The 22,541-nt window shown below is 32.7% G+C and carries 20 protein-coding genes; 14 read left to right on the top strand and 6 right to left on the bottom strand.

The window, feature by feature from the left end; all coding sequences use genetic code 11:
- Positions 1-207 precede the first annotated feature (207 nt).
- The 10 genes from OIU83_RS23085 (at position 208) to OIU83_RS23040 (ending at position 12,100) form a co-directional block, all read left to right on the top strand.
- Positions 208-1,062: a penicillin-binding transpeptidase domain-containing protein gene (locus OIU83_RS23085; RefSeq protein WP_264208630.1), complete on the top strand. Its 855-nt coding sequence runs from the start codon at positions 208-210 to the stop codon at positions 1,060-1,062.
- Between the two features lie 130 nt (positions 1,063-1,192).
- Entirely contained in the window at positions 1,193-3,703 is a 2,511-nt protein-coding gene (locus OIU83_RS23080) for a DUF2339 domain-containing protein (protein WP_264208629.1), read from the top strand.
- The gene (locus OIU83_RS23075) at positions 3,690-4,919 is read left to right on the top strand and encodes a hypothetical protein (RefSeq protein WP_264208628.1); all 1,230 of its coding nucleotides are present in this window, start codon (positions 3,690-3,692) and stop codon (positions 4,917-4,919) included. Before OIU83_RS23080 ends, OIU83_RS23075 begins: the two co-directional genes overlap by 14 nt.
- Positions 4,920-5,200: 281 nt before the next feature.
- Entirely contained in the window at positions 5,201-5,968 is a 768-nt protein-coding gene (locus OIU83_RS23070) for a ParA family protein (RefSeq protein WP_264208627.1), read from the top strand.
- Between the two features lie 5 nt (positions 5,969-5,973).
- Positions 5,974-6,873, top strand: coding sequence for a ParB/RepB/Spo0J family partition protein (locus tag OIU83_RS23065; protein ID WP_264208626.1), 900 nt, complete (start codon positions 5,974-5,976; stop codon positions 6,871-6,873).
- Complete coding sequence (locus tag OIU83_RS23060; RefSeq protein WP_264208625.1) at positions 6,873-7,436, top strand: DUF5683 domain-containing protein; 564 nt, start codon at positions 6,873-6,875, stop codon at positions 7,434-7,436. The genes OIU83_RS23065 and OIU83_RS23060 overlap by 1 nt, the downstream gene beginning before the upstream one ends.
- Before the next feature lie 48 nt (positions 7,437-7,484).
- Positions 7,485-8,183, top strand: coding sequence for a 4-hydroxy-tetrahydrodipicolinate reductase (dapB, locus tag OIU83_RS23055; RefSeq protein WP_264208624.1), 699 nt, complete (start codon positions 7,485-7,487; stop codon positions 8,181-8,183).
- A 67-nt stretch (positions 8,184-8,250) separates the two neighbouring features.
- Positions 8,251-9,807, top strand: a complete 1,557-nt coding sequence (gene lepB, locus OIU83_RS23050) for a signal peptidase I (protein WP_264208623.1) — start codon at positions 8,251-8,253, stop codon at positions 9,805-9,807.
- Positions 9,808-9,850: 43 nt separating this feature from the next.
- Entirely contained in the window at positions 9,851-11,404 is a 1,554-nt protein-coding gene (gene lepB / locus OIU83_RS23045; RefSeq protein WP_264208622.1) for a signal peptidase I, read from the top strand.
- Between the two features lie 81 nt (positions 11,405-11,485).
- Positions 11,486-12,100 (top strand): WbqC family protein, encoded by a 615-nt coding sequence (locus tag OIU83_RS23040; RefSeq protein WP_264208621.1) that lies wholly within the window; start codon positions 11,486-11,488, stop codon positions 12,098-12,100.
- A gap of 11 nt (positions 12,101-12,111) precedes the next feature.
- On the opposite strand, the gene OIU83_RS23035 is transcribed toward OIU83_RS23040, so the two are convergent.
- The 6 genes from OIU83_RS23035 to OIU83_RS23010 form a co-directional block, all read right to left on the bottom strand.
- Entirely contained in the window at positions 12,112-13,158 is a 1,047-nt protein-coding gene (locus tag OIU83_RS23035; protein WP_264208620.1) for an endonuclease/exonuclease/phosphatase family protein, read from the bottom strand.
- A 19-nt stretch (positions 13,159-13,177) separates the two neighbouring features.
- A complete protein-coding gene (locus tag OIU83_RS23030; protein ID WP_264208619.1) occupies positions 13,178-14,044 on the bottom strand; it encodes a rhomboid family intramembrane serine protease in 867 nt (288 codons plus the stop codon).
- Positions 14,045-14,088: 44 nt separating this feature from the next.
- Positions 14,089-14,838 (bottom strand): rhomboid family intramembrane serine protease, encoded by a 750-nt coding sequence (locus tag OIU83_RS23025; protein ID WP_264208618.1) that lies wholly within the window; start codon positions 14,836-14,838, stop codon positions 14,089-14,091.
- Complete coding sequence (gene mutL, locus OIU83_RS23020) at positions 14,835-16,766, bottom strand: DNA mismatch repair endonuclease MutL (RefSeq protein ID WP_264208617.1); 1,932 nt, start codon at positions 16,764-16,766, stop codon at positions 14,835-14,837. The genes OIU83_RS23025 and mutL overlap by 4 nt, the downstream gene beginning before the upstream one ends.
- A 164-nt stretch (positions 16,767-16,930) precedes the next feature.
- The gene (gene ribH / locus OIU83_RS23015) at positions 16,931-17,500 is read right to left on the bottom strand and encodes a 6,7-dimethyl-8-ribityllumazine synthase (protein WP_264208616.1); all 570 of its coding nucleotides are present in this window, start codon (positions 17,498-17,500) and stop codon (positions 16,931-16,933) included.
- Positions 17,501-17,581: 81 nt separating this feature from the next.
- Complete coding sequence (locus OIU83_RS23010) at positions 17,582-18,367, bottom strand: tetratricopeptide repeat protein (RefSeq protein WP_264208615.1); 786 nt, start codon at positions 18,365-18,367, stop codon at positions 17,582-17,584.
- Between the two features lie 243 nt (positions 18,368-18,610).
- Between OIU83_RS23010 and recF the strand changes: the two genes are divergently transcribed.
- The 4 genes from recF to OIU83_RS22990 all read left to right on the top strand — a co-directional run bounded on the left by recF (position 18,611) and on the right by OIU83_RS22990 (position 22,408).
- Positions 18,611-19,690 (top strand): DNA replication/repair protein RecF, encoded by a 1,080-nt coding sequence (gene recF / locus OIU83_RS23005; protein ID WP_264208614.1) that lies wholly within the window; start codon positions 18,611-18,613, stop codon positions 19,688-19,690.
- 63 nt (positions 19,691-19,753) lie between these two features.
- Positions 19,754-20,449, top strand: coding sequence for a thioredoxin domain-containing protein (locus OIU83_RS23000; protein ID WP_264208613.1), 696 nt, complete (start codon positions 19,754-19,756; stop codon positions 20,447-20,449).
- 10 nt (positions 20,450-20,459) lie between these two features.
- Entirely contained in the window at positions 20,460-21,137 is a 678-nt protein-coding gene (locus OIU83_RS22995; RefSeq protein WP_264208612.1) for a DUF2461 domain-containing protein, read from the top strand.
- 212 nt (positions 21,138-21,349) lie between these two features.
- Entirely contained in the window at positions 21,350-22,408 is a 1,059-nt protein-coding gene (locus OIU83_RS22990; protein ID WP_264208611.1) for a glycosyltransferase, read from the top strand.
- The last annotated feature ends 133 nt before the right edge of the window (positions 22,409-22,541 follow it).

Raw genomic sequence — 22,541 nt, 5'->3', positions numbered from 1 at the left:
CCCTACAATTATTCAAACCATATAAGCAATCAAAGAAAATATAAATTTCCAAACACTTCTTTTAAATGAACTTATATGACTTACAAAGTTACCCTTACAGACAATCAGAACTCGAAACCTGATTTTTAATTCATATTATATAGCCGAAATTGTTCAATTGCATATATTTACAATTTACCTGCAACTATAACATTCAGCAAAATAAAAATGAAACAAATATTTTTAGCACTTCTTTTCACCGGACTTCTTTTCTCTTGCAGATCAAATAATGGAATAACTAAGAATTCAATTCCATCAGGCAAAGACACTATTTTTTTTCGTCCCGATTTTAAAAAATATTTTGACAACTGTAACACAAATGGTTCTATAGTAATTTATGACAATGTCCAACAAAAATGGATTGTATCCGATACTGATGACATTATGAAAGAAACATTACCTGCATCTACATTCAAAATCATTAACCTGCTTATTGCATTGGAAACAAAAACAATTTCCAGCGAGAATGAAATTGTAAAATGGCCAGGAAGCACCGATACTATAAAGTATGATTATCGTCCTGCAATTTATCACGACATGACCGTTAAAGAAGCTTTTGAAGTTTCGGCAGGATGGGCATTCATAGAATTAGCAAAAAAAATTGGTAAAGAGAATTATAAAAAATACTTAACCCTTTGTAATTATGGCAACCTTAACCTTTCTCAAAAAGAAGATGACTTTTGGAATTTTGGTGATTTTGCTATTTCTCCAGTTAACCAAGTGAAATTTATTAAAAAACTTTATGAAGAAAAACTACCTTTTTCAAAACGAAACATTGAGATAGTAAAAAAAGTAATGATAACCGAAAAGACAGATAATTATACCATTCATGCAAAAACGGGTTGGACTAGAGAAAACGGAATTAATACAGGTTGGTGGGTTGGATATATAGAGAATAAAACGGGTACTTATTTTTTTGCAACCCGACTTTTACAAGACCGAAAATCTAATAGTTCAAATTTTGGAAGTTGCAGAAAAGAAATCACAAAATCTGTTTTCATAGATTTAAATATAATAAAGTGAAATACCTGCTAAGAATAGTAAAGTTATAAATAAAACACCACTACTCTATTTTATACAGATAAAAACTACCAAAACACTTTAACAGTATTAAAATGTTATTATATTTACCGATCACAATATTTATCTGTCTATGGAAATTTTTCTTTTAGTTCTATTATTTGGCTTCTTAGTTTACACTCTGAATACTCTTAATAGGCGATTTGACCAAATTGAGAATGACATTTCATCTCTTAATAAAAAATTAGACTCTCAAAAAATCATAGAAAAAGTAACAGAAGCCATTCCTGTTGCTCCAATCCCTGTCATAAAGAAAGAAGAATTCAATATAACTCTTCAAGAAATAAAACCACTCCCTACTGAAGTCGTTAAAGAAGACAGTATTGAAGAACATATTCCTGAACTAGAACCAGAAAAAATTGCTCTTTCTTATAATAGTGACAATTCACCCAAACCAGCTGAACCCGAAATAGCTCCAAAACCATATATTCCGCTTCCTCCAAGGAAATCTTTCTGGGAGAAATTCAAAGAACAAAATCCTGATCTGGAAAAATTCATTGGTGAAAACTTAATCAACAAGATCGGAATCCTGATTCTTGTTCTGGGAATTAGTTATTTTGTAAAATATGCTATTGATAAAGATTGGATAAACGAACCTGCGCGAGTAGGAATTGGTATTTTATGTGGCGCATTAGTAATGGGAATTGCCCATAAATTACGCCAGAATTATGCCGCCTTTAGTTCGGTTATTGTAGCCGGTGCAATTGCGATATTCTATTTTACGATTGGTATTGCTTTTCATAATTACCATTTATTTAGTCAGAGTGTGGCATTTGGAATAATGGTTGTAATTACCGCTTTTAGCGCACTTATATCCTTATCTTATAATAGAATTGAACTCGCTGTTCTTTCCCTAATTGGAGGATTTGCTGTTCCCTTTATGGTAAGTACAGGCGAAGGAAATTATGTCATTTTATTTACCTATATCATTATTCTCAATATCGGAATTTTAGCTTTGGCTTATCATAAAAAATGGAATCTGGTCAATATACTTGCTTATGCCTTTACGATATTATTATATAGTGGTTGGCTCATGAAAGACTTAACCAGTGACAAACCCCATTATCTAGGCGCTTTTCTCTTTGGTTTTGCTTTCTATTTCATTTTTATTCTAATGAATATAATCAATAATATTCGAACAAAAGGAGAATTTTCAACAGCACAATTAACCATTTTAGCCAGTAATACATTTTTGTTTTATGCTGCGGGAATGGCTATTCTAGCAAATTATCATCCGGAATTAAAAGGATTATTTACAACTGTAATTGCCTTACTTAACTTGGTTTACGCCTGGCTTTTATATAAAAAATTCGGATTGGATAAAAAGGCTGTTTATTTACTTATTGGTCTAACGCTAACATTTGTTACGCTTGCAATTCCTATCCAGTTTAAAGGTAATTATATCACGTTATTCTGGGCAGCCGAAGCTGTTTTACTATTATGGCTATCCCAAAAATCAAAAATCACAAGTTATAGATTTGGTTCCGTAATTGTTCACAGCCTTATGATTGTAAGTCTTGTCATGGACTGGAGTAAATTTTATGACGGCGTTACTGTTTTAAATATAATCATCAATCCAATATTTATTACTGGATTATTTGCAATCGGTTCTTTATTTACAGTTTACTATTTATTAAAATCAGAAACAGAAAATACCGAAATGCTTGGCTTTACTTTTAATCCGGAAAAATATGGAAATTATACTTTTGGATTAGGATTAGTCATTGCTTATTTTGTTGGATTACTCGAGGTTATTTACCAATCCAACTATTATTTACAGAGCATAAATACTGCTGCATCATTTACTATAGTCTATCATTTATTATTCTTTGCAATAGTAGTCGCTTATTTAACAAAAAAGGAAACAAGTTCTGGATATCAAGGTGTAACACTTATTGCAATTATCAACATTATTTTATTTGCTTTTTGGTTCTCAAATTATGCTTTTAGCGAACATGAAGAAATAATAAGTACAGGAACAGGAAAACCATTTGCCTTCTATTTACATTATATCTCATTGCTGATAATTATCTATTTTGGTTATCAATTATTTCAAATCAATTATAAGAAACCGGTTTTCGGATTTTTCAACAAAAAGATTTACACCTGGATTGCTGCTTTTATCGTAATTTACATTGCAAGCACAGAGTTAATGCTACACGGATTAGTATTAATGAATTCTCCCGTAACAACAGAGCAAATTCAAGCAAGCAATTTATACGCAACTTACAAAACCGACCTTAGCTACATTCGTGAAGTTATTGCCGAGGATGCCGTAGAATTGGCAAGAACTAAAATAATAAAAACAGGCTTTCCAATTCTTTGGGGAGTTCTAGCCTTTGCATTTCTTATTACTGGGATAAAAAAACAAGCCAAAACACTTCGTGTAATTGCATTGGCTCTACTAGGATTAACGATTGTGAAATTATTTTTATACGACATTAGCAATATTTCCGAAACTGGAAAAATCATATCATTTATATTATTAGGTATTTTAATTTTGATTATTTCATTCGTGTATCAAAAAATAAAAGTGCTGGTTATAGATGAAAACAAACCCAATGAAACTGATGAAACCAAATAAATTTTTATTGCTATTATTTCTGGTAAACTTTTCGTTTGCACAATACAATACAACTGCAAAAATAAAAGCGGCAGCTACAACAGGCTTGAATAAAATAATTTTACCGCCAGCGATTCGTTCAGCATCCAAAGAAGACCTTCGTGATTTTAGAATATTTGATTCTAAAGGAATTGAAGTTCCTTATTTTATAGTTCGAAATGAAAAAGAAACATTTTCAAGTACTTTTGAAGAATATAGTATTGTATCTAAAACTGTAGTTCCAAACAAAAGCACCTCAATTATCATTGCCAACCCATCGACACAAAGTATCAATCAGATTTCGCTTTTCATTGCCAATTCCGATGTAACAAAAAACTATTCGGTTTCGGGAAGTGAAGACCAAAAAGAATGGTTTGGCTTATCTAATTCTCAAAAACTACATGACCTAAACAGCAATGATAAAACGAATGTTATCAAGACAATATCATTTCCACTTTCCTCCTATCGATTTTTAAAAATAGATTTTGATGATAAAAAAACATTACCGATAAACATCCTAAAAGCTGGGAATTTTAACGAACAAGTCAAAAATAATTCATTACAGGAAATAGTTCCTCAAAGTAGCTCCGTAACACAACTTCCATCTGAAAAGAAAACAAAAATTCATATTATTTTCGATGTTCCCCAGGTTCTAAATCAAATTTCTTTTGACATTTCCAAACCTGCATTTTACAAACGAGATGCAATTCTTTATAAAAACGCAATTCGAAAAAGAAAGCACAAAACAGAAACTTATGCAGAGAACATTACTTATTTTGAATTAAATTCAAATACAAAAAACACATTCAATATTCCGCAAATATTCGAGAAAGAATTTTTCATAACCATCAGCAATGAAGACAACCCTGCACTGGATGTTGCCGAAATAAAATTCTATCAAATTCCAGTTTCTATAATTGCCGATTTAAATGCAAATGAAAAGTACACAATCAAAACAGGAAATAAGAATTTAAGCGAACCGCAATATGACCTTTCAAATTTTAAAAATAATATTGCAACCAATTTACCTCAGACTTCAATTTACGAAATAAAACAAATTACCAACACTGATACTAAAGCACAAAATAAATCCATCTGGCAACAATCCTGGTTTATGTGGATGTGTATTGTAATAGGCGGAATTGCAATTTTGTATTTCACTACGAGTCTGGTAAAAGACATGAAAAAAAATAATTAATCCCACTGAATCTTTTTCAAACAACATTCCTGTTTTATCACATAAATATTAAATTAGAACGAATTAACTCCAATTCATATCATCGATAAAAGTTCGATTTCATATAATGAAAAGGTTAATTCCAAAACAAATAATATTGAAATAGTCCTTGAAAACAATGTGTATTTTCAAAATAATACGCTGTCAAACGATGATTAGTCAAGGTTTAACAAATGTTAACAAAATAGATTTTCAGAAACCATAAATAATTGTATTTTTACGGTTCAAAATTCAGAAAATAAATGGGCAAAATCATTGCGATTGCTAATCAAAAAGGAGGCGTTGGAAAGACTACTACATCTGTAAATCTTGCGGCCTCATTAGGTGTTTTAGAAAAAAAAGTATTATTAATAGATGCTGACCCTCAGGCAAATGCCACATCAGGACTTGGAATTGATGTAGAAACTGTTGAGATTGGAACCTATCAAATACTAGAACACAGTCATACGCCAAAAGAAGCTATTATTCAATGTACAGCTCCAAACGTAGATGTGATTCCTGCTCACATTGACCTTGTAGCTATCGAAATTGAATTGGTCGATAAAGAAAACAGAGAGTATATGCTTAAAAAAGCATTAGAAAGTGTTAAAGATGAGTACGATTATATCATTATTGATTGTGCACCTTCATTAGGACTTCTAACTTTGAACGCTTTAACAGCTGCTGACTCTGTAGTTATTCCTATTCAATGTGAATATTTTGCACTTGAAGGTTTAGGAAAATTATTAAACACAATCAAAAGCATCCAAAAGATTCATAACCCAGACTTGGATATTGAAGGTTTATTATTAACCATGTACGATTCTAGATTACGTTTATCTAATCAAGTTGTTGAAGAAGTTCAAAAACACTTTAACGATATGGTTTTTGATACCGTTATTCAAAGAAATGTAAAATTAAGTGAAGCTCCTAGTTTTGGCGAAAGCATTATAAACTATGACGCAACAAGTAAAGGAGCAGTTAATTACATAAACCTGGCTCAAGAAATTATAAAGAAAAACAGTAAATAGTTTTTATGACAAAAGCGATTAAAAAACAAGCCTTAGGAAGAGGGTTATCTGCATTATTAAAAGATCCTGAAAACGATATTACATCCGTAGAAGATAAAAATGCCGATAAGGTTGTAGGAAGTATTATAGAGCTTGAAATTAGTGCTATCGAAATAAATCCGTTTCAGCCCCGAAGCAATTTTAATGAGGAATCGTTACGTGAACTAGCCACTTCCATCAAGGAACTTGGTGTGATTCAGCCTATAACTGTTCGAAAATTAGACTTTAACAAATATCAATTAATTTCTGGAGAGCGTCGTTTGCGAGCTTCTACATTAATTGGCTTAACTACTGTTCCTGCATACATACGAATTGCAAATGATAACGAATCATTGGTTATGGCATTGGTTGAAAACATTCAACGTCATGATTTAGATCCGATAGAGATTGCACTTTCATATCAACGTTTAATTGATGAAATTCAATTAACTCAGGAACAAATGAGTGATCGCGTTGGTAAAAAACGTTCTACAATTGCTAATTACCTTCGTCTTTTAAAACTAGATCCGATTATCCAAACTGGTATTCGTGATGGTTTCATAAGTATGGGACATGGTCGCGCAATTATAAACGTTGAAGATTTAGATGTTCAAACTGATATTTATCAAAAAATAGTTAGTCGCAATCTATCTGTTCGTGAAACGGAAGCTTTGGTAAAAAATTACCACGAAAGCTTAAAACCTAAACTTGCCGGCAAACCAAAAGCATCTTCATTTGATATTGAAGAAGATCAAAAAAGTACATTTACAAATTATTTTGGCGCAAAAGTTGATATAAAAGTGGCTGGAAACGGAAAAGGAAAAATTACAATTCCATTTCACTCAGAAGAAGACTTTGCTAGAATCATCAAATTAATAAACGGGTAGTGAATAAAATAGTTCCCATAGGTCTATTATTTTTTCTCTTAGGAAACGTAACTATTTTTGCACAGTCAAAAAAAGAAGATGCTGCTTTGGTAGCAAAAGACACCCTAAAATCAAATGATATAGACCCACTAACTCCTGCTAAAGCTGCTTTTTATTCGGCAATTTTACCTGGTTTAGGACAAGCATACAATAAAAAATATTGGAAAATACCTCTTGTTTACGGAGCCATCGGAACAAGTTTATATTTCTATCTTGATAACAATAAAAAATACCATCAATATAGAGATGCTTATAAACGAAGGCTTGAAGGCTACAACGATGATAACTTTCAATATCTGGATGATAGCAGACTTATTGCTGGTCAAAAATTTTATCAACGTAATCGAGATCTATCTGCCCTGGTAACCTTGGGCTTTTATGTTTTAAATATAATAGATGCCAATGTTGACGCTGCTTTAATTCAGTTTAACGTCAGCGAAAGATTATCATTACGTCCAGAAATTTACCCCGACGATGTAACATTACGACCAAACGTTGGACTAACATTTAATTACCACTTTTAAATTGCGGTACAAAAAACTGCATTCTTTAAAATTTAAAATAAACTACAAATGAAAATTGCGCTTTTAGGATACGGAAAAATGGGGCATGTAATTGAGAGAATTGCTTTAGAGAGAGGACATGAAATTGTTTTAAAGAAAGACGAATCCAATACTTACGAAGGACTTGAAACAGCCGACGTAGCCATCGATTTTAGCGTTCCAACAGCTGCAGTATCAAACATTTCAAATTGCTTTAACACCAATATTCCAGTAGTTTCCGGAACAACAGGATGGCTAGAGCATTATGATGAAATGGTTGCTCTATGTAATGAAAAAAAAGGAGGTTTTATTTCCAGTTCGAATTTTAGCTTAGGAGTAAACATCTTCTTTGAACTTAACGAACAGTTAGCCAAAATGATGGCTAAATTTGATAGCTATAAAGTAGAGATGGAAGAAATTCACCACACCCAAAAACTAGACGCTCCAAGCGGAACTGCTATTTCATTGGCCAAAGGTGTAATAGAAAACAGCAATTACTCCAACTGGACTATGGATGAAGCCAAGCCTAATCAAATTCATATCGAAGCCAAAAGAATTGGCACTGTTCCCGGTACACATACTGTAACTTACAATTCTGGCATTGACAGCATCGAAATAAAACACACTGCACATAATAGAGAAGGTTTTGCACTTGGAGCTGTAATTGCTGCCGAGTGGTTGGCTGGAAAACAAGGCATCTATACAATGAAAGATGTTTTGGAATTTTAAATAATCAATTAAAAATATAAGGCTCATCAATCTAAAACTTATATTTTAAACTTTAAAACAAATTAGTATGACACTATATTTATGGTTTGTATTTTTTCTTGCAGTACAAGTTATTCACTTTATAGGAACTTGGAAATTATACGAAGCTGCTGGCAGAAAAAGCTGGGAGGCTGCTATTCCTATTTATAATGCTATCGTACTAATGAAGATTATTGGTCGCCCAACCTGGTGGACAATATTACTTTTTATTCCTATCATCAACTTGATTATGTTTCCAGTGATCTGGATTGAAACCCTGAGAACTTTCGGAAAAAAATCAACATTGGATACTGTTCTAGGACTTGTAACTCTTGGATTTTATATCTATTATGTAAACTATACTCAAAAACTAGTTTACAATGCTAACAGAAGCCTAACTCCCGAAAACAAAACAGCCGATACAATTAGCTCATTACTATTTGCTATAATTGTAGCGACTTTGGTTCACACTTATATTGTGCAGCCATATACTATCCCAACATCATCATTAGAAAAATCATTACTTATCGGTGACTTTTTATTTGTAAGTAAACTAAATTATGGACCTAGAGTTCCTATGACAACTGTTGCTTTACCAATGGTTCATGACTCTATTCCAATGACAAAACAAAAATCATATCTAAAATGGCCTCAATTGCCATACTTTAGATTACCCGCTTTCGAACAAATAAAACGAGCAGACATTGTCGTTTTTAACTGGCCAATGGATACTGTATATAAGTTTTTCGATACTTCTGGAAGAAGAGCCGACAAACCTATTGACAAAAAATCAAATTATGTAAAAAGATGTGTTGGTATTCCTGGCGATAGTCTTGCTATAAAAGACGGAATCGTTTACATTAATGATAAAGTATTAGTATTGCCAGAAAGAGCAAAACCTCAGTATTCATATGCCGTGGCTTTGGACGGAAAAACATCTATTGATTTTGAATCTTTATTAAAAGAATTAGATATTACTGATGGAGCTGGCTTTAAAGATGATGTAAAAAGAGACACTCTTTATTTTAGAGCTTTAACAGATGCAAGTGCTGCAAGATTAAGAAACGTTCCCGGAATAACCGATGTAAGAAGAGAAATCGCCAAAGGTGTAGATCCTGGTATTTTTCCTCAAAACAACAAATGGAATGCCGATAATTTTGGTCCAATTTATATTCCTCAAAAAGGAAAAACTGTTGCTTTAACAACCGAATCATTACCTTTTTACAAAGCAATAATCACCGATTACGAAGGAAATACTTTGCAGGTAAATGGTTCTGAGATTCGTATAAATGGTAAAGTCGCAACAACATATACTTTTAAACAAGACTATTACTGGATGATGGGAGACAACCGTCACAACTCCGAGGATAGCCGTTATTGGGGTTACGTTCCAGAAAACCATATTGTTGGGAAACCAGTTTTTATATGGATGAGTTGGGACACTCATGGTAAAGGACTAAACAAAGTACGTTGGGACAGAGTTTTCACTACAGTAAATGGTGAAGGCCAGCCACAATCTTATTTTAAATATTTCTTATTTGCTTTGGCAGCATTTTTTGTAGGCGAGTATTTCTGGAAAAAAAGAAAAGAGAAAAAGAACGTTTAATCACGTTCACTAATCAAACAATCTTGACTTAAAACAAATTGGTATGACATTTTATTTATGGTTTGTATTTTTTCTAATTGTCCAATTAGTTCACTTTATAGGAACTTGGAAATTATATAAAGCTGCTGGCAGAAAAAGCTGGGAAGCTGCTATTCCTATATACAATGCAATTGTGCTAATGAAGATTATCGGTCGCCCAACCTGGTGGACAATATTACTTTTTATTCCAATTATAAACCTGATAATGTTTCCAATTATCTGGATTGAAACCCTGAGAACTTTTGGAAAAAAATCTACACTGGATACGGTTCTTGGTCTTTTAACTTTTGGATTTTACATCTATTATGTAAACTATACACAAAAATTAGTTTACAACGCCAATAGAGACCTAAAACCCGAAGGAAAAGCCGCAGATACAGTTAGCTCATTACTTTTTGCTATAATTGTAGCTACTTTAGTTCATACCTATATTATTCAGCCTTTTACTATACCAACTGCTTCATTGGAAAAATCATTACTTATAGGTGACTTTTTGTTTGTGAGTAAATTAAACTATGGTCCTAGAATCCCTATGACAACTGTTGCCTTGCCAATGGTTCATGATTCTATCCCAATGACTAAGCAAAAATCATATCTAAAATGGCCTCAATTACCTTATTTAAGACTTCCTGCTTTCGAACAAATCAAGAGGAATGATATTGTAGTTTTCAACTGGCCGATGGATACCGTTTATAAGTTTTTTGATACCTCAGGAAGAAGAGTTGATAAACCAATTGACAAAAAATCAAATTACGTAAAAAGATGCGTTGGAATTCCCGGTGATAGCTTGGCTATAAAAGACGGAGTTATTTACGTTAACGGAAAAGTATTGGTTTTACCAGAAAGAGCAAGACCCCAACATGCATATGCAGTTGCATTGGACGGAAAAACACCAATTGATTTTGAATCTATCTTAAGAGAATATGATATTACAGATGGTGCCTATTTTAAAGACAATGTAAAAAAAGACACTCTTATTTTTAGCGCATTAACAGATGCTACTGCAGCAAGTTTAAGAAACATCCCCGGAATTACCGATGTAAAAATAGTAATAGAAAAAAGCCCAGATCCACACATCTTTCCTCAAAACAATAAATGGAACGATGATAATTTTGGTCCAATTTACATCCCTCAAAAAGGAAAAACAGTTGCTTTAACAATAGAATCTTTACCATATTACAAAGCTATCATTACCGATTACGAAGGAAACACTTTGCAGGTAAATGGTTCTGAGATTCGTATAAATGGTAAAATAGCAACAACATATACCTTTAAACAAGATTATTACTGGATGATGGGAGACAACCGTCACAACTCCGAGGATAGTCGCTATTGGGGTTATGTTCCAGAAAACCATATTGTTGGGAAACCAGTATTTATATGGATGAGTTGGGATACTAACGGCAAAGGAATAAACAAAGTTCGCTGGGACAGAGTTTTCACTACAGTAAATGGCGAAGGTCAACCACAATCTTATTTCAGATATTTCTTATTTGCTCTGGCTGCATTCTTTATAGGAGAATATTTCTGGAAAAAGAGAAAAGAGAAAAAAGCATAATACATTTATTCGTTGAACTGGCTAATCGTTTATTTACATTTTCAACAATTAAACGATTAACCGATTAAACAAAAAAACCACATGAATTCACTATTACTACCAACCTATTTTCCTTCGATTAGTCATTTATCAGTTATGGCGCAATCTGAAAGTATTACGTTTGAAATAGAGGATAATTTTCAAAAACAAACCAACAGAAACCGCACTTACATTTATAGTCCAAATGGAATACAATTGCTAAACATTCCAGTAAAACATTCCAAAAACGCACACCAAAAAACTAAGGAAATTCAAATAGAAAATGAATTTGACTGGCAAAAACAACATTTCAAATCCTTAGAAGCTGCCTATAGAAGCTCTCCTTTTTTTGAGTTTTTTGAAGATGATATTCGTCCTTTTTTCGAAAAGAAACATGAATTCTTAATGGACTTAAATTTTGAAGCGTTGGATATAGTGTCCAAATGTCTGCGCATGAAATTAGAGTACGCTACAACAACAGAATACTTTCATGAAGCAAATCCTTCTATTTCGGATTTTAGAGCCTTAGCGAATGGAAAAAAAGACACTAACACATTCGAAACCTATACACAGGTATTTGCTGATAAACATGGTTTTATAAATAACCTAAGTGTGTTAGACTTACTTTTTAATGAAGGAAAGTATGCAATGGAATATTTAAAGAATCAAAAGATCTAAATCTTTACAATTTATTCCATCGAAAGTGTTGCAAAAATAGGGTAATGATCAGAATTCTCAAAGTCAGAGAAACTCTCAAACTTCTTCACTTTCATCTTACTATCCACAAAGATATAATCAATTCTTGCAGGGTAATAGCGAAACTTATAAGTGGCACCAAAACCTAATCCAGCTTCTTCAAAGCTATCTTTTAATTTTCCTTTTATGCTTCTATAAACATAGGAGAAAGGACTATTATTCATGTCACCACATATTATAAGAGGATACTTGCATTCTTTTTTATGCTCTTTAAAAATTTCTGCCTGTTCTTGTTGCTGTTTAAATGCTTTACTTATACGGGAAAGAATCAATTGTGACTTCTCCTGATTCATCACGTCTATGTTTTCGGAAATTTCATTTACATCTGGCGAAATCTTAATAGACTGCAAGTGCATATTATAAACTCTGATAATATCTTTACCACGCTTAATATCGGCAAAAATTACATTGTTATTCGAATTCGGAAAAACAATATTACCCTGATAAAGTATAGGAAATTTAGAAAAAATAGCCTGACCGGTCTTAATCTTTTGCCCTTCCATAAAGATATAACGATGCGGATAAACTTTTAAGTCTATATGTGCCGAATTCGAAAATTCCTGAATACATAGAATATCCGGATTCTTTTCATTTATGAATGTTTCAATATCAAGAGGAACATCATCGGTATCCAGCCATTTAAAAACATTGAATAAACGAACATTATAACTCATTACCGTAAAATCCTTATCGCTTTCAACATATTCTTTTGTCGAAAATTTATAGAACTTATTAATAAAAGTAATTCCCATTAAGAGAACCAACCCCGATAAAATCATGCGTTTTTTAAACTGAATTGCCCAATAGAAAAAGAACAATCCATTAAGGACAAAAAATAACGGCATAAACAAAGTAAACACCGATAAAAGAGGGAAAATTTTAGGAGCAAGGAATGGTAAAACATAAGCACTAAATGTCAATACAGTAAGCACTATATTCAGGAAGAACATTATTTTATTAAACCATGAAAGGTTTTTCATCTCCTTTTAATTAATGATTTTACTTCCCAGCTTTAAATAAAAATTCCTTCTCTTCTTTTGTCAGACAATCATAACCCGATTGACTGATTTTATCTAGGATTTCGTCAATTTGTTGTTGTGTTTTGTCTTTGGTAACAATCTTAGAAATAACTCTTTCTTGTGGTTTACTGTTATAGTTTTTGTGCACTTTCTTGAAAGGAGTTGATGGAGACTTCTTAAATAAATTAGCAAAAAAATCTAAAACACGAGTTATTATTTTACTCAAATCAATTCCGTTTTGAAGTAGTTTAACAAAAATAAAACCAAATACAGCTCCAGCAAGATGAGAGATATGACCTCCCATATTATCCAAACGAAATTGCATCAAATCCAATACCAAAATAACAGCTGTAATATGCCACAATTTCACATTCCCGATAAGCAACAAACGTATATTCATTAATGGCTGATATGTAGTTGTAGCAACCAAGATTGCCATAATTGCAGCCGAAGCTCCAACTACGGAAGCGTTAAGATCCAAAAAATAAAAACCAAGCGCAAATGCAATACCTGCAAAAATCGCGCTTAATATATACAATCCTAAATATTGCTTTTCTGTAAAAAACGTTAGAAATAATGAACTTGCAAAATTCAAAACCAACATATTAAACAACAAATGCAAAAATCCGTCATGAAAAAAAGCATACGTAAGAAATGTCCAAGGCTTGAATAAAAAATCAGAAGGATTGGATGACAATGCCAACCAACTTGGGAAAGCAAATTGTCCTACTGAAAATTGGTAAAAAAACACCAGTGAAATCAAGAAACAAGCAATATTCCAATAGATTACTCGCTGAGCGATTCCTCCTAATTTATATTGCAACTTTAAATCGTCTAAAATATTCATATGTGTTTTTTTGTGTTTTAAATTTAGATAATAAAGCTAGAAAATTAATTCCAACGATTATTATTAAACTGATTCTTTTTCCAATACCACATAATCATAAAGCCAAAAAATGCACCTCCAAGGTGTGCATAGTGTGCCACTCCGGTACCAATACCCATAAATGAATTTCCTAAAATTCCAAAGAAACCATCATACAAAATCATATAAACAGGAACAAAATATTTAGCTTTAATTGGAATTGGTATAAACATTAAAGATAGTTCTGCATTAGGAAACATAAAAGTAAAGGCTATTAACAATCCATAAATCGCTCCAGAAGCTCCTACAACGGTTCCTAAATAAGCTTCGGTAAAGTGTGCAAATTCAGAAACAGTTAGCAAATCTTTCCATCTTGTATCGATTTTACCTTCATTTAATAATTGCAAAATCTCCAGTTTGTTAAATCCGTTGGCAATTAAAGTATTTAATCCATCCTGAAAGAAATAATAATTCACTGCAGAGTTTACCAAAGCAGCTCCTAGACCACATGAGATATAGAAAAACAAGAATTTCTTAGGTCCCCAAAAGTGCTCCAAAGTAGAACCAAAAGAAACTAATGCAAACATATTAAAGGCAATATGCGTAAAACCTCCGTGCATAAACATATGCGTAATAGGCTGCCAAAATTTAAAACCTGGATTCTCCGGAAAAAACAAAGAGAAATATTCATAAGAAATTGGCACTAACTGTGAGCCAATGAAAAAGATAATATTAATTATCAATAACTGTTTTACAACGGGAGTCATATTCATCATAATGCAAATTTTTTATCTAAATCTTCCACACGCATGGTAATGAAAGTTGGTTTTTGAAAGGGTGAAATATTTGGATCTTTACAAGCAAAGAGTCCGTTTACTAAATTATCTTGTTCTTTTTCTGTTAAATACGTACCCGTTTTTACAGCCATGCTCTTTGCCAACGATTTGGCTATAGTATCATTTTGAGAAAAACTACTTTCTGGAATTCCGTCTTGCAAATCACTTAATAGTTGCTCTATAACCAGCGACACCTCACTCTCGGTACTATTAACCGGTATTCCCGAAATTACAATATGGTCTTCGGTAGTGGATTCGAAAACGAAACCAGTATTTACAAGCGATAATTGCAATTCTTTGATGATTTCCATGTCTGTAGAGGAATAAAACAAATTCAAAGGAAACAATAACTGCTGGCTAGAAGCCTGATTAACCGTCATATTATGTAAAAACTGCTCGTATAAAATACGTTGATGTGCACGTTGTTGATCCACAATCACCATTCCGGATTTTATAGGCGATACAATATATTTTTTATGTATTTGATACGTTTTATGAACCGTTTGTTCGATTTCATTGTCATTAAACAAAGACGAAGTTACTTCTTCATTCTCAAAAGACATCATACCTACTTCCTCAGTATCTTGTTTTAAACCTACATATAAGTTTTCCCAGCTTGCCGTAGATTCTGGCTTTTTATAACTAGAATAGGAATTTGAACCAGAATTTGGGCTTGACCCAGATCCGGAACTAAAACTGGAACCTGTACTAAAATTAGATCCGGAACCAGAATTTGAATAATGTTTATTTGTTTTATCATCTGTAAAAGGGTTAAAACTACCATCAACCTGGATTGTCGGCGTTTCTCCTTCTAAATCTTTATAATGATAAGGTGTATCTAAATTAGCATCACGATCAAAATCCAAAACAGGCGCTACATTAAATTGCCCTAAACTATGCTTGATCGAAGCTCTTAAAATTGCATATAGAGCTTGTTCATCATCAAACTTAATTTCTGTTTTTGTTGGATGTATATTGATATCGATAGTATTTGGCGGAACCGATAAATATAAAAAGTAACTCGGTTGCGCTCCATCTTTTAAGATGCCTTCATAAGCAGCCATTACAGCATGATGCAAATAACCACTTTTAATAAAACGGTCATTAACAAAGAAAAACTGTTCTCCTCTACTCTTTTTAGCAAACTCTGGTTTACTTACAAAACCTTTAATTGCTACAATTTCGGTTTCTTCGTTTACCGGAACTAATTTTTCATTGGTTTTACCTGCAAAAATCCCCACAATACGCTGTCTAAAACTTGATGGTGGTAAATTATACATTTCGCTTCCATTATGATAAAAAGTAAAATGAATATTTGCATGCGCCAAAGCCACACGTTGAAACTCATCCATAACATGACGAAATTCCACTGTGTCCGACTTCAAAAAGTTTCTTCGGGCTGGAATATTAAAAAAAAGATTTTTAACCGCAAATGAAGTCCCTTTTGGCAAAACAGCAACTTCCTGCGATACAAACTTACTTCCTTCAATGATAATATGTGTGCCCAGTTCGTCCTGATCTTGCTTGGTTTTCATTTCCATATGAGCAATCGCAGCAATAGAAGCCAATGCTTCTCCACGAAATCCTTTTGTGTGTAATGAAAATAGATCTTCGGCCTGACGGATTTTTGAGGTAGCATGTCGTTCAAAACACAAACGCGCATCGGTAACACTCATACCAGAACCGTTATCAATCACTTGTACCAATGACTTTCCTGCATCTTTGATGATTAGTTTAATATCTGTTGCTTTGGCATCAACTGCATTTTCTAAAAGCTCTTTCACCACCGAAGCAGGTCTTTGAACCACTTCTCCAGCAGCAATTTGATTGGCAACATGATCAGGAAGTAATTGTATAATACTCGACATTAAAAAAAATTGGGTTTATGATTTAGGGTTTTGGTTTTAAACCAAAGTGTACAAATTTAATGAATTTCTGCTTGCTTTTATAGCCTAATGACTCATAAAAAAAACAAAAAACCTATACTATTTTCACACAGTATAGGTTTAAGTATTCTAAAAATTGTGTTTTTTTATTTTTCCAGTTCTAATGGTTTGTCTTCTATCTGAAGTGCGCCAGATGACAACAATTGTTGGTTTTGAAACTGATTCAAAGAAGCTTGTTGACGAATATAAGCCATTTTTATTGCTGCTATAGCGGCTTCGGTACCTTTGTTACCATGAATTCCACCACTTCTGTCAATAGATTGCTGTATATTATTATCTGTTAACACACAAAAAATAACAGGAACATCTGTTTGAACATTCAAATCCTTAATTCCCTGTGTTACTCCTTCGCATACAAAATCAAAATGCTTTGTTTGCCCTTGGATTACGCATCCAATAACAATTACTGCATCAACATTTTGAGTTTGCAACATTTTTTTTGCTCCATAGATCAACTCAAAACTCCCTGGAACATTCCATCGGACAATTTGTTGAGCAGGAACCTGATTTTCGATAAAAGCTTCAAAAGCGCCATTGTAAAGCCCTTCTGTAATACTATCGTTCCATTCAGAAACAACAATCCCAAATCGAAAATTTTTCGCATTTGGGACTGTGTTTTTATCGTATTCGGATAAATTTTTATTTTCGGTAGCCATCTTTGTATTTAAGATTTTATAGTTTAGACTTCAGATTGCTAAAATACGAATCTTAAATCTAAAATCTGAACTCTACAATTATTATTGTGACAATCCAATTAAAACATCTACAGAAGCTGCTTCTGGGCTAGATTCGAAATTCTCTTTAATATCTGTAAAATATTTAAGAGCATCCGATTTTTGACCTAAAGCCAAAGCAGTTTTACCCGCTTTTAACAAGAAACGTGGCGTTGTAAAATCATTTTTATTTGATCCAGCAGCTTTTAGATAATAATCTAAAGCCTCTTTTTGTTGATTTTTTTGAGAATAAGCATCACCTATTGCACCTTGAGCCAAAGCTCCTAAAATTAAATCTTTAGACTTAAATTTACCTAAATAAGTAATTGCCTCATCGTATTTACCAGTATTTAAATATGCAATACCAGCATAATAATTTGCTAAATTTCCAGCATCTGTTCCTGAATATTCATCTGCGATTTTTAAAAATCCAAATTTACCTTCAGAACCATTCAATGATAGTTTGTATAAAGAATCACTAGCTACACCATTAGTCGCTTTCTCAAAGTTTTGCTGAGCAACAAACATTTCGTTTGCAGCTTCATCTTGTTTTGGTAAAGCAATAAATTTTTGATAAGCCAAATAACCAATCGTTCCTACAGCAATTGCAGCAACTAATCCAATAATTATTTTTTGATTTCTAGCAACCCAATCCTCAGTTTTAGAAGCAGTTTCATCTAATTTAGAAAAAACTTCAGCAGTCTTACTGTTTTTTCCATCAAGAATTACTTGTTGTTCTTCATTAACAACTTCATCTTTAACTTCCTTTTCTTTTGGTGCTTTATATCCTCTTTTATTGTAAGTAGCCATTTAAAATTAATTTAGTGAACGGCAAAAATAAAATTTTTATTGAAACTTACATGAAAAAAATCAATTTTATATTTATTTAAAAAAAATATTCCCAAAAAACACACTTTTTAATGTATCAAAATTAAAATAATTCACACTCAATAGCCTGAAAAGCGGTTTATATCGATATTTTTCAATAATTTGCACACGCTTAAAAATTGTTACTTTAAAACAACAACAAGCTTTATTACAGCAGATTAACAAATGTATTTAAAAAAAATTTCCCTATTCAACTATAAAAATTTTTCTGAAGCCAATTTTGAATTTGACAAAAAGATAAATTGCTTCGTTGGAAAAAACGGCATTGGAAAAACTAATGTACTCGACGCTATTTATCATTTAGCCTATGGAAAAAGCTATTTCAACCCATTGGCAATACAAAATATCAAACATGGAGAAGAGTTTTTTGTCATAGATGCCGAGATTGAAAAAAATGAACGAAATGAACAAATTGTCTGCAGTTTAAAAAAGGGACAAAAAAAAATCCTGAAACGTAACGGAAAAGCCTACGACAAATTCTCCGATCATATTGGATTTATTCCGCTAGTAATAATTTCACCTGCCGACAGAGATTTAATCATAGAAGGAAGTGAGACACGTCGTAAATTCATGGATACTGTAATTTCGCAATTGGACTCCCACTATCTGCAACAACTTATTCAGTACCAAAAAGTAATTAGCCAGCGTAATGCACTACTTAAATATTTCGCACTGAACCATGTTTTTGACAACGACACTTTATCTATATATAACGAGCAATTGGATGGCTATGGAAAAACCATCTTCGAAAAAAGAAAACAATTCATAGAATCTTTCATTCCAATTTTCAATACCCATCATCAGGCAATAACGGGTTCCGAAGAAACAGTTCAGTTGGTTTACGAAAGTCATTTATTCGAAAAAGACTTACTAACTCTTTTACAAGAAAACATTAATAAAGATCGCGCTTTACATTATACAAGCGTTGGGATCCATAAAGATGATTTATCTTTTGAAATCGACCATTATCCCATCAAAAAATTCGGTTCTCAAGGACAGCAAAAATCGTTTTTGATTGCTTTAAAATTGGCTCAGTTTGAATTCCTAAAAAAACAAAGTGGCGTAAAACCTCTTTTACTTTTTGATGATATTTTTGACAAATTAGACGAAAGTCGGGTAGCCAAAATTATCGAAATGGTTAATAAAGATACTTTCGGGCAATTATTTATTTCTGATACTCATCCCGAACGTACCGAAGCAATAGTAAAGTCGACACATCAGACCTACAAAATATTTAATTTATGATTTTGTTCAACTTTTAAAATTAAAAAAACACTTAAATTAGCCTACACATTTAAATTCAAGATTATGAAATTCCCAAAAGCATTCCTTATTATAATTGCACTTGTATTTGCATCTTGCAATAAACAATCAACAAAAGGTATCGAAGTTATTGAGCCAGCAGCTTTCGCAGAAAAAATAAGCGCTACTCAGAATCCTCTAATTATAGATGTAAGAACTCCAGATGAATTTGCATCTGAGCATATTGACAATGCAATAAATGTAAACTGGAATAGTGAAGATTTCGCTACCAAAATAGCGTCATACGACAAGTCAAAACCCGTTTTTGTATATTGCCTAAGTGGTGGAAGAAGTAAAAAAGCAACTCAAAAATTACAAGAATTAGGTTTTACAACCATATATGAACTTGACGGGGGCATCATGAAATGGGATGCCGAAGGATATTCAAAACCTGGCGCCAAAGCTACAGGAATGACAAGTGAGGAATATGCAGCTTTATTAAATACAGATAAAAAAGTCCTGATTGATTTTTATGCCGAGTGGTGTGGTCCTTGTAAACAAATGAGTCCGTACCTTACAAAGATGCAAAAAGAATTAGCCGATAAAGTGGTTATCATTCGCATCGACGTTGACCAAAATAAAACCTTGGTAAAAGACATGAAAATTGACCAACTTCCCACTCTATTATTATATGAGAACAAAGAAGTAAAATGGAAAAACACAGGATTTATTAGCGAAGCCGATTTAAAAAAACAATTGTAAAACCATACACATGCTCACTAAAGAAACTTTACAATTTTTAGAAGATTTAAAAGCCAACAATAACAGAGATTGGTTTTTGGAGAACAAAAAGCGTTATGAAATCTTCAAGAAAGACTACCATCAATTGGTTTCGGGCTTTCTGGATGCAATGAAACCTATGGATCCTTCTTTGGAATTATTGGAAGTTAAAAATTGCACATTCCGCATTAATCGTGATATACGTTTCTCCAAAGATAAATCTCCTTACAAAGCCCACCTTGGCATCTGGCTTTCTACTGGAGTAAAAGGGCAAAATCGCGCTGGATATTATGTTCATATCGAGAAAGGTGCCAGTTTTATAGCAGGCGGTTTTTATTCGCCAGAAGCCGAAGACTTAAAAAAAGTACGTAAAGAAATCGCATTCTTCTATGAGGATTTAGAAGCAATTATAGCCGATAAAAATTTCAAAAAGGAATTTGGAAGTCTGGATGTAACCGAAACAAATTCGCTTAAAAACCCACCACGCGGATATGAGAAAGATCATCCTGCAATTGAGTCCTTAAAATTAAAAAGTTTCACTGCTACGCAAAAATACGACATTAAAGAAGTAACTCAGAAAGATTTTGTTTCCAAAATGAGCCAGAAACTTATTGCGCTAAAACCATTAAATGAATTTATCAATCGCGCCTTAACGACAGACGAATTTTAAAAAATAAAATACCTTTTTGCCACAGATTAAAATGATTTTAAAACTTTTATCACCCCTTTTATTCGATTAAAAAAAGCCCTATTTAAGGAGTTAACTAAAGAGTTATTAAATTTAAATAAACATTATACAGATTAAAATCAACCAATCTATTAGAGAGATTACAAATTCTTTAAAATCCTTTAATCTGTGGCAAAAAAAAGAAAAATCACTGAATGAAAAAAAGAAAAATACTTTTTCTTGGAGAATCTTATCGTGCCGATGCCATTACGTGGATGAAGGGTTTAAAGGAATTTGGCGATTTCGAAATTTGCACTTGGGAACTCAAAACCCCAAACAATACCAAATTCAACCGGTTCAAACGGATAGCAGAATATGCCTTCGCTCCTTTCTCGATTAGAAAAAGCATTCGATTAGAAAAACCCGATATGATTATTGCCGAAAGAACGACCAGTTATGGTTTTCTTGCTGCAATATCGGGCGTAAACACAATTGCAATTGCACAACAAGGGCGAACCGATTTATGGCCAGAAGGCTCTGTATTATTACCCCTTAAAAAAATCATTCAGAAACATGCTTTCAGAAAAGCACATTTAATACATGCCTGGGGTCCTGTAATGACAATTTCTATGAAAGCCATTGGAGTTGATATGAATAAAGTTTTGGTCATGCCAAAAGGAATCGATTTATCACTTTTTTCTCCTTCCATCAATACTTCTAATAAAATTGAAGCTATTGTCACGCGTTCTTTACAACCAGAATATCGTCACGATTCTATCTTAGAAGCTTTTGCTATTTTACATCAAAAAGGAATCGATTTTTCATTAACGATCGTTGGAGACGGAACTCGTTTGCAATTTCTGAAAGATTTAGCTGAAGATTTACAAATCGAAAATAAAGTAATCTTTACAGGAAGAATCCCGAATACAGACCTTCCTAAATTATTACAGCAATCAAATATTTATATCAGCATGCCGATTACCGAAGGCGTTTCGGCTTCTTTATTTGAAGCGATGGCTTGCAGTTGTTATCCCGTAGTTTCTGATATTCCAGGAAATCAAAGCTGGATAAAACATCGCGAGAATGGGCTATTAATCCCAATTGATGATTACACCAATCTAGCCGAAAAACTTATTTGGTCATTTAAAAATCCTGATTCAAGAAATAAAGCGATTATACAAAATCGAAAATTTGTAGAAGAAAATGCCAATTACAATATCAATATGAAAATCATTGCCGATAAATATCATGAATTATTAGATTCGCGAAAGTAATTAATTAGAAAGACTATTTCAAAACAAAAAAATAACCGCAGAGAACGCAATCTTGTGCGCAAAGTTCGTAAAGCTGGATCAACACCTAGCTTTGCGAACTTTGTGTTTTCTATACTTAGTGAGATAAAAATCT

It is taken from the genome of Flavobacterium shii (genome assembly GCF_025847235.1).
Lineage (GTDB): Bacteria > Bacteroidota > Bacteroidia > Flavobacteriales > Flavobacteriaceae > Flavobacterium > Flavobacterium shii.
Note: the sequence above shows the minus strand (reverse complement) of the source record. Positions and strands in the feature narration are given on the sequence as shown.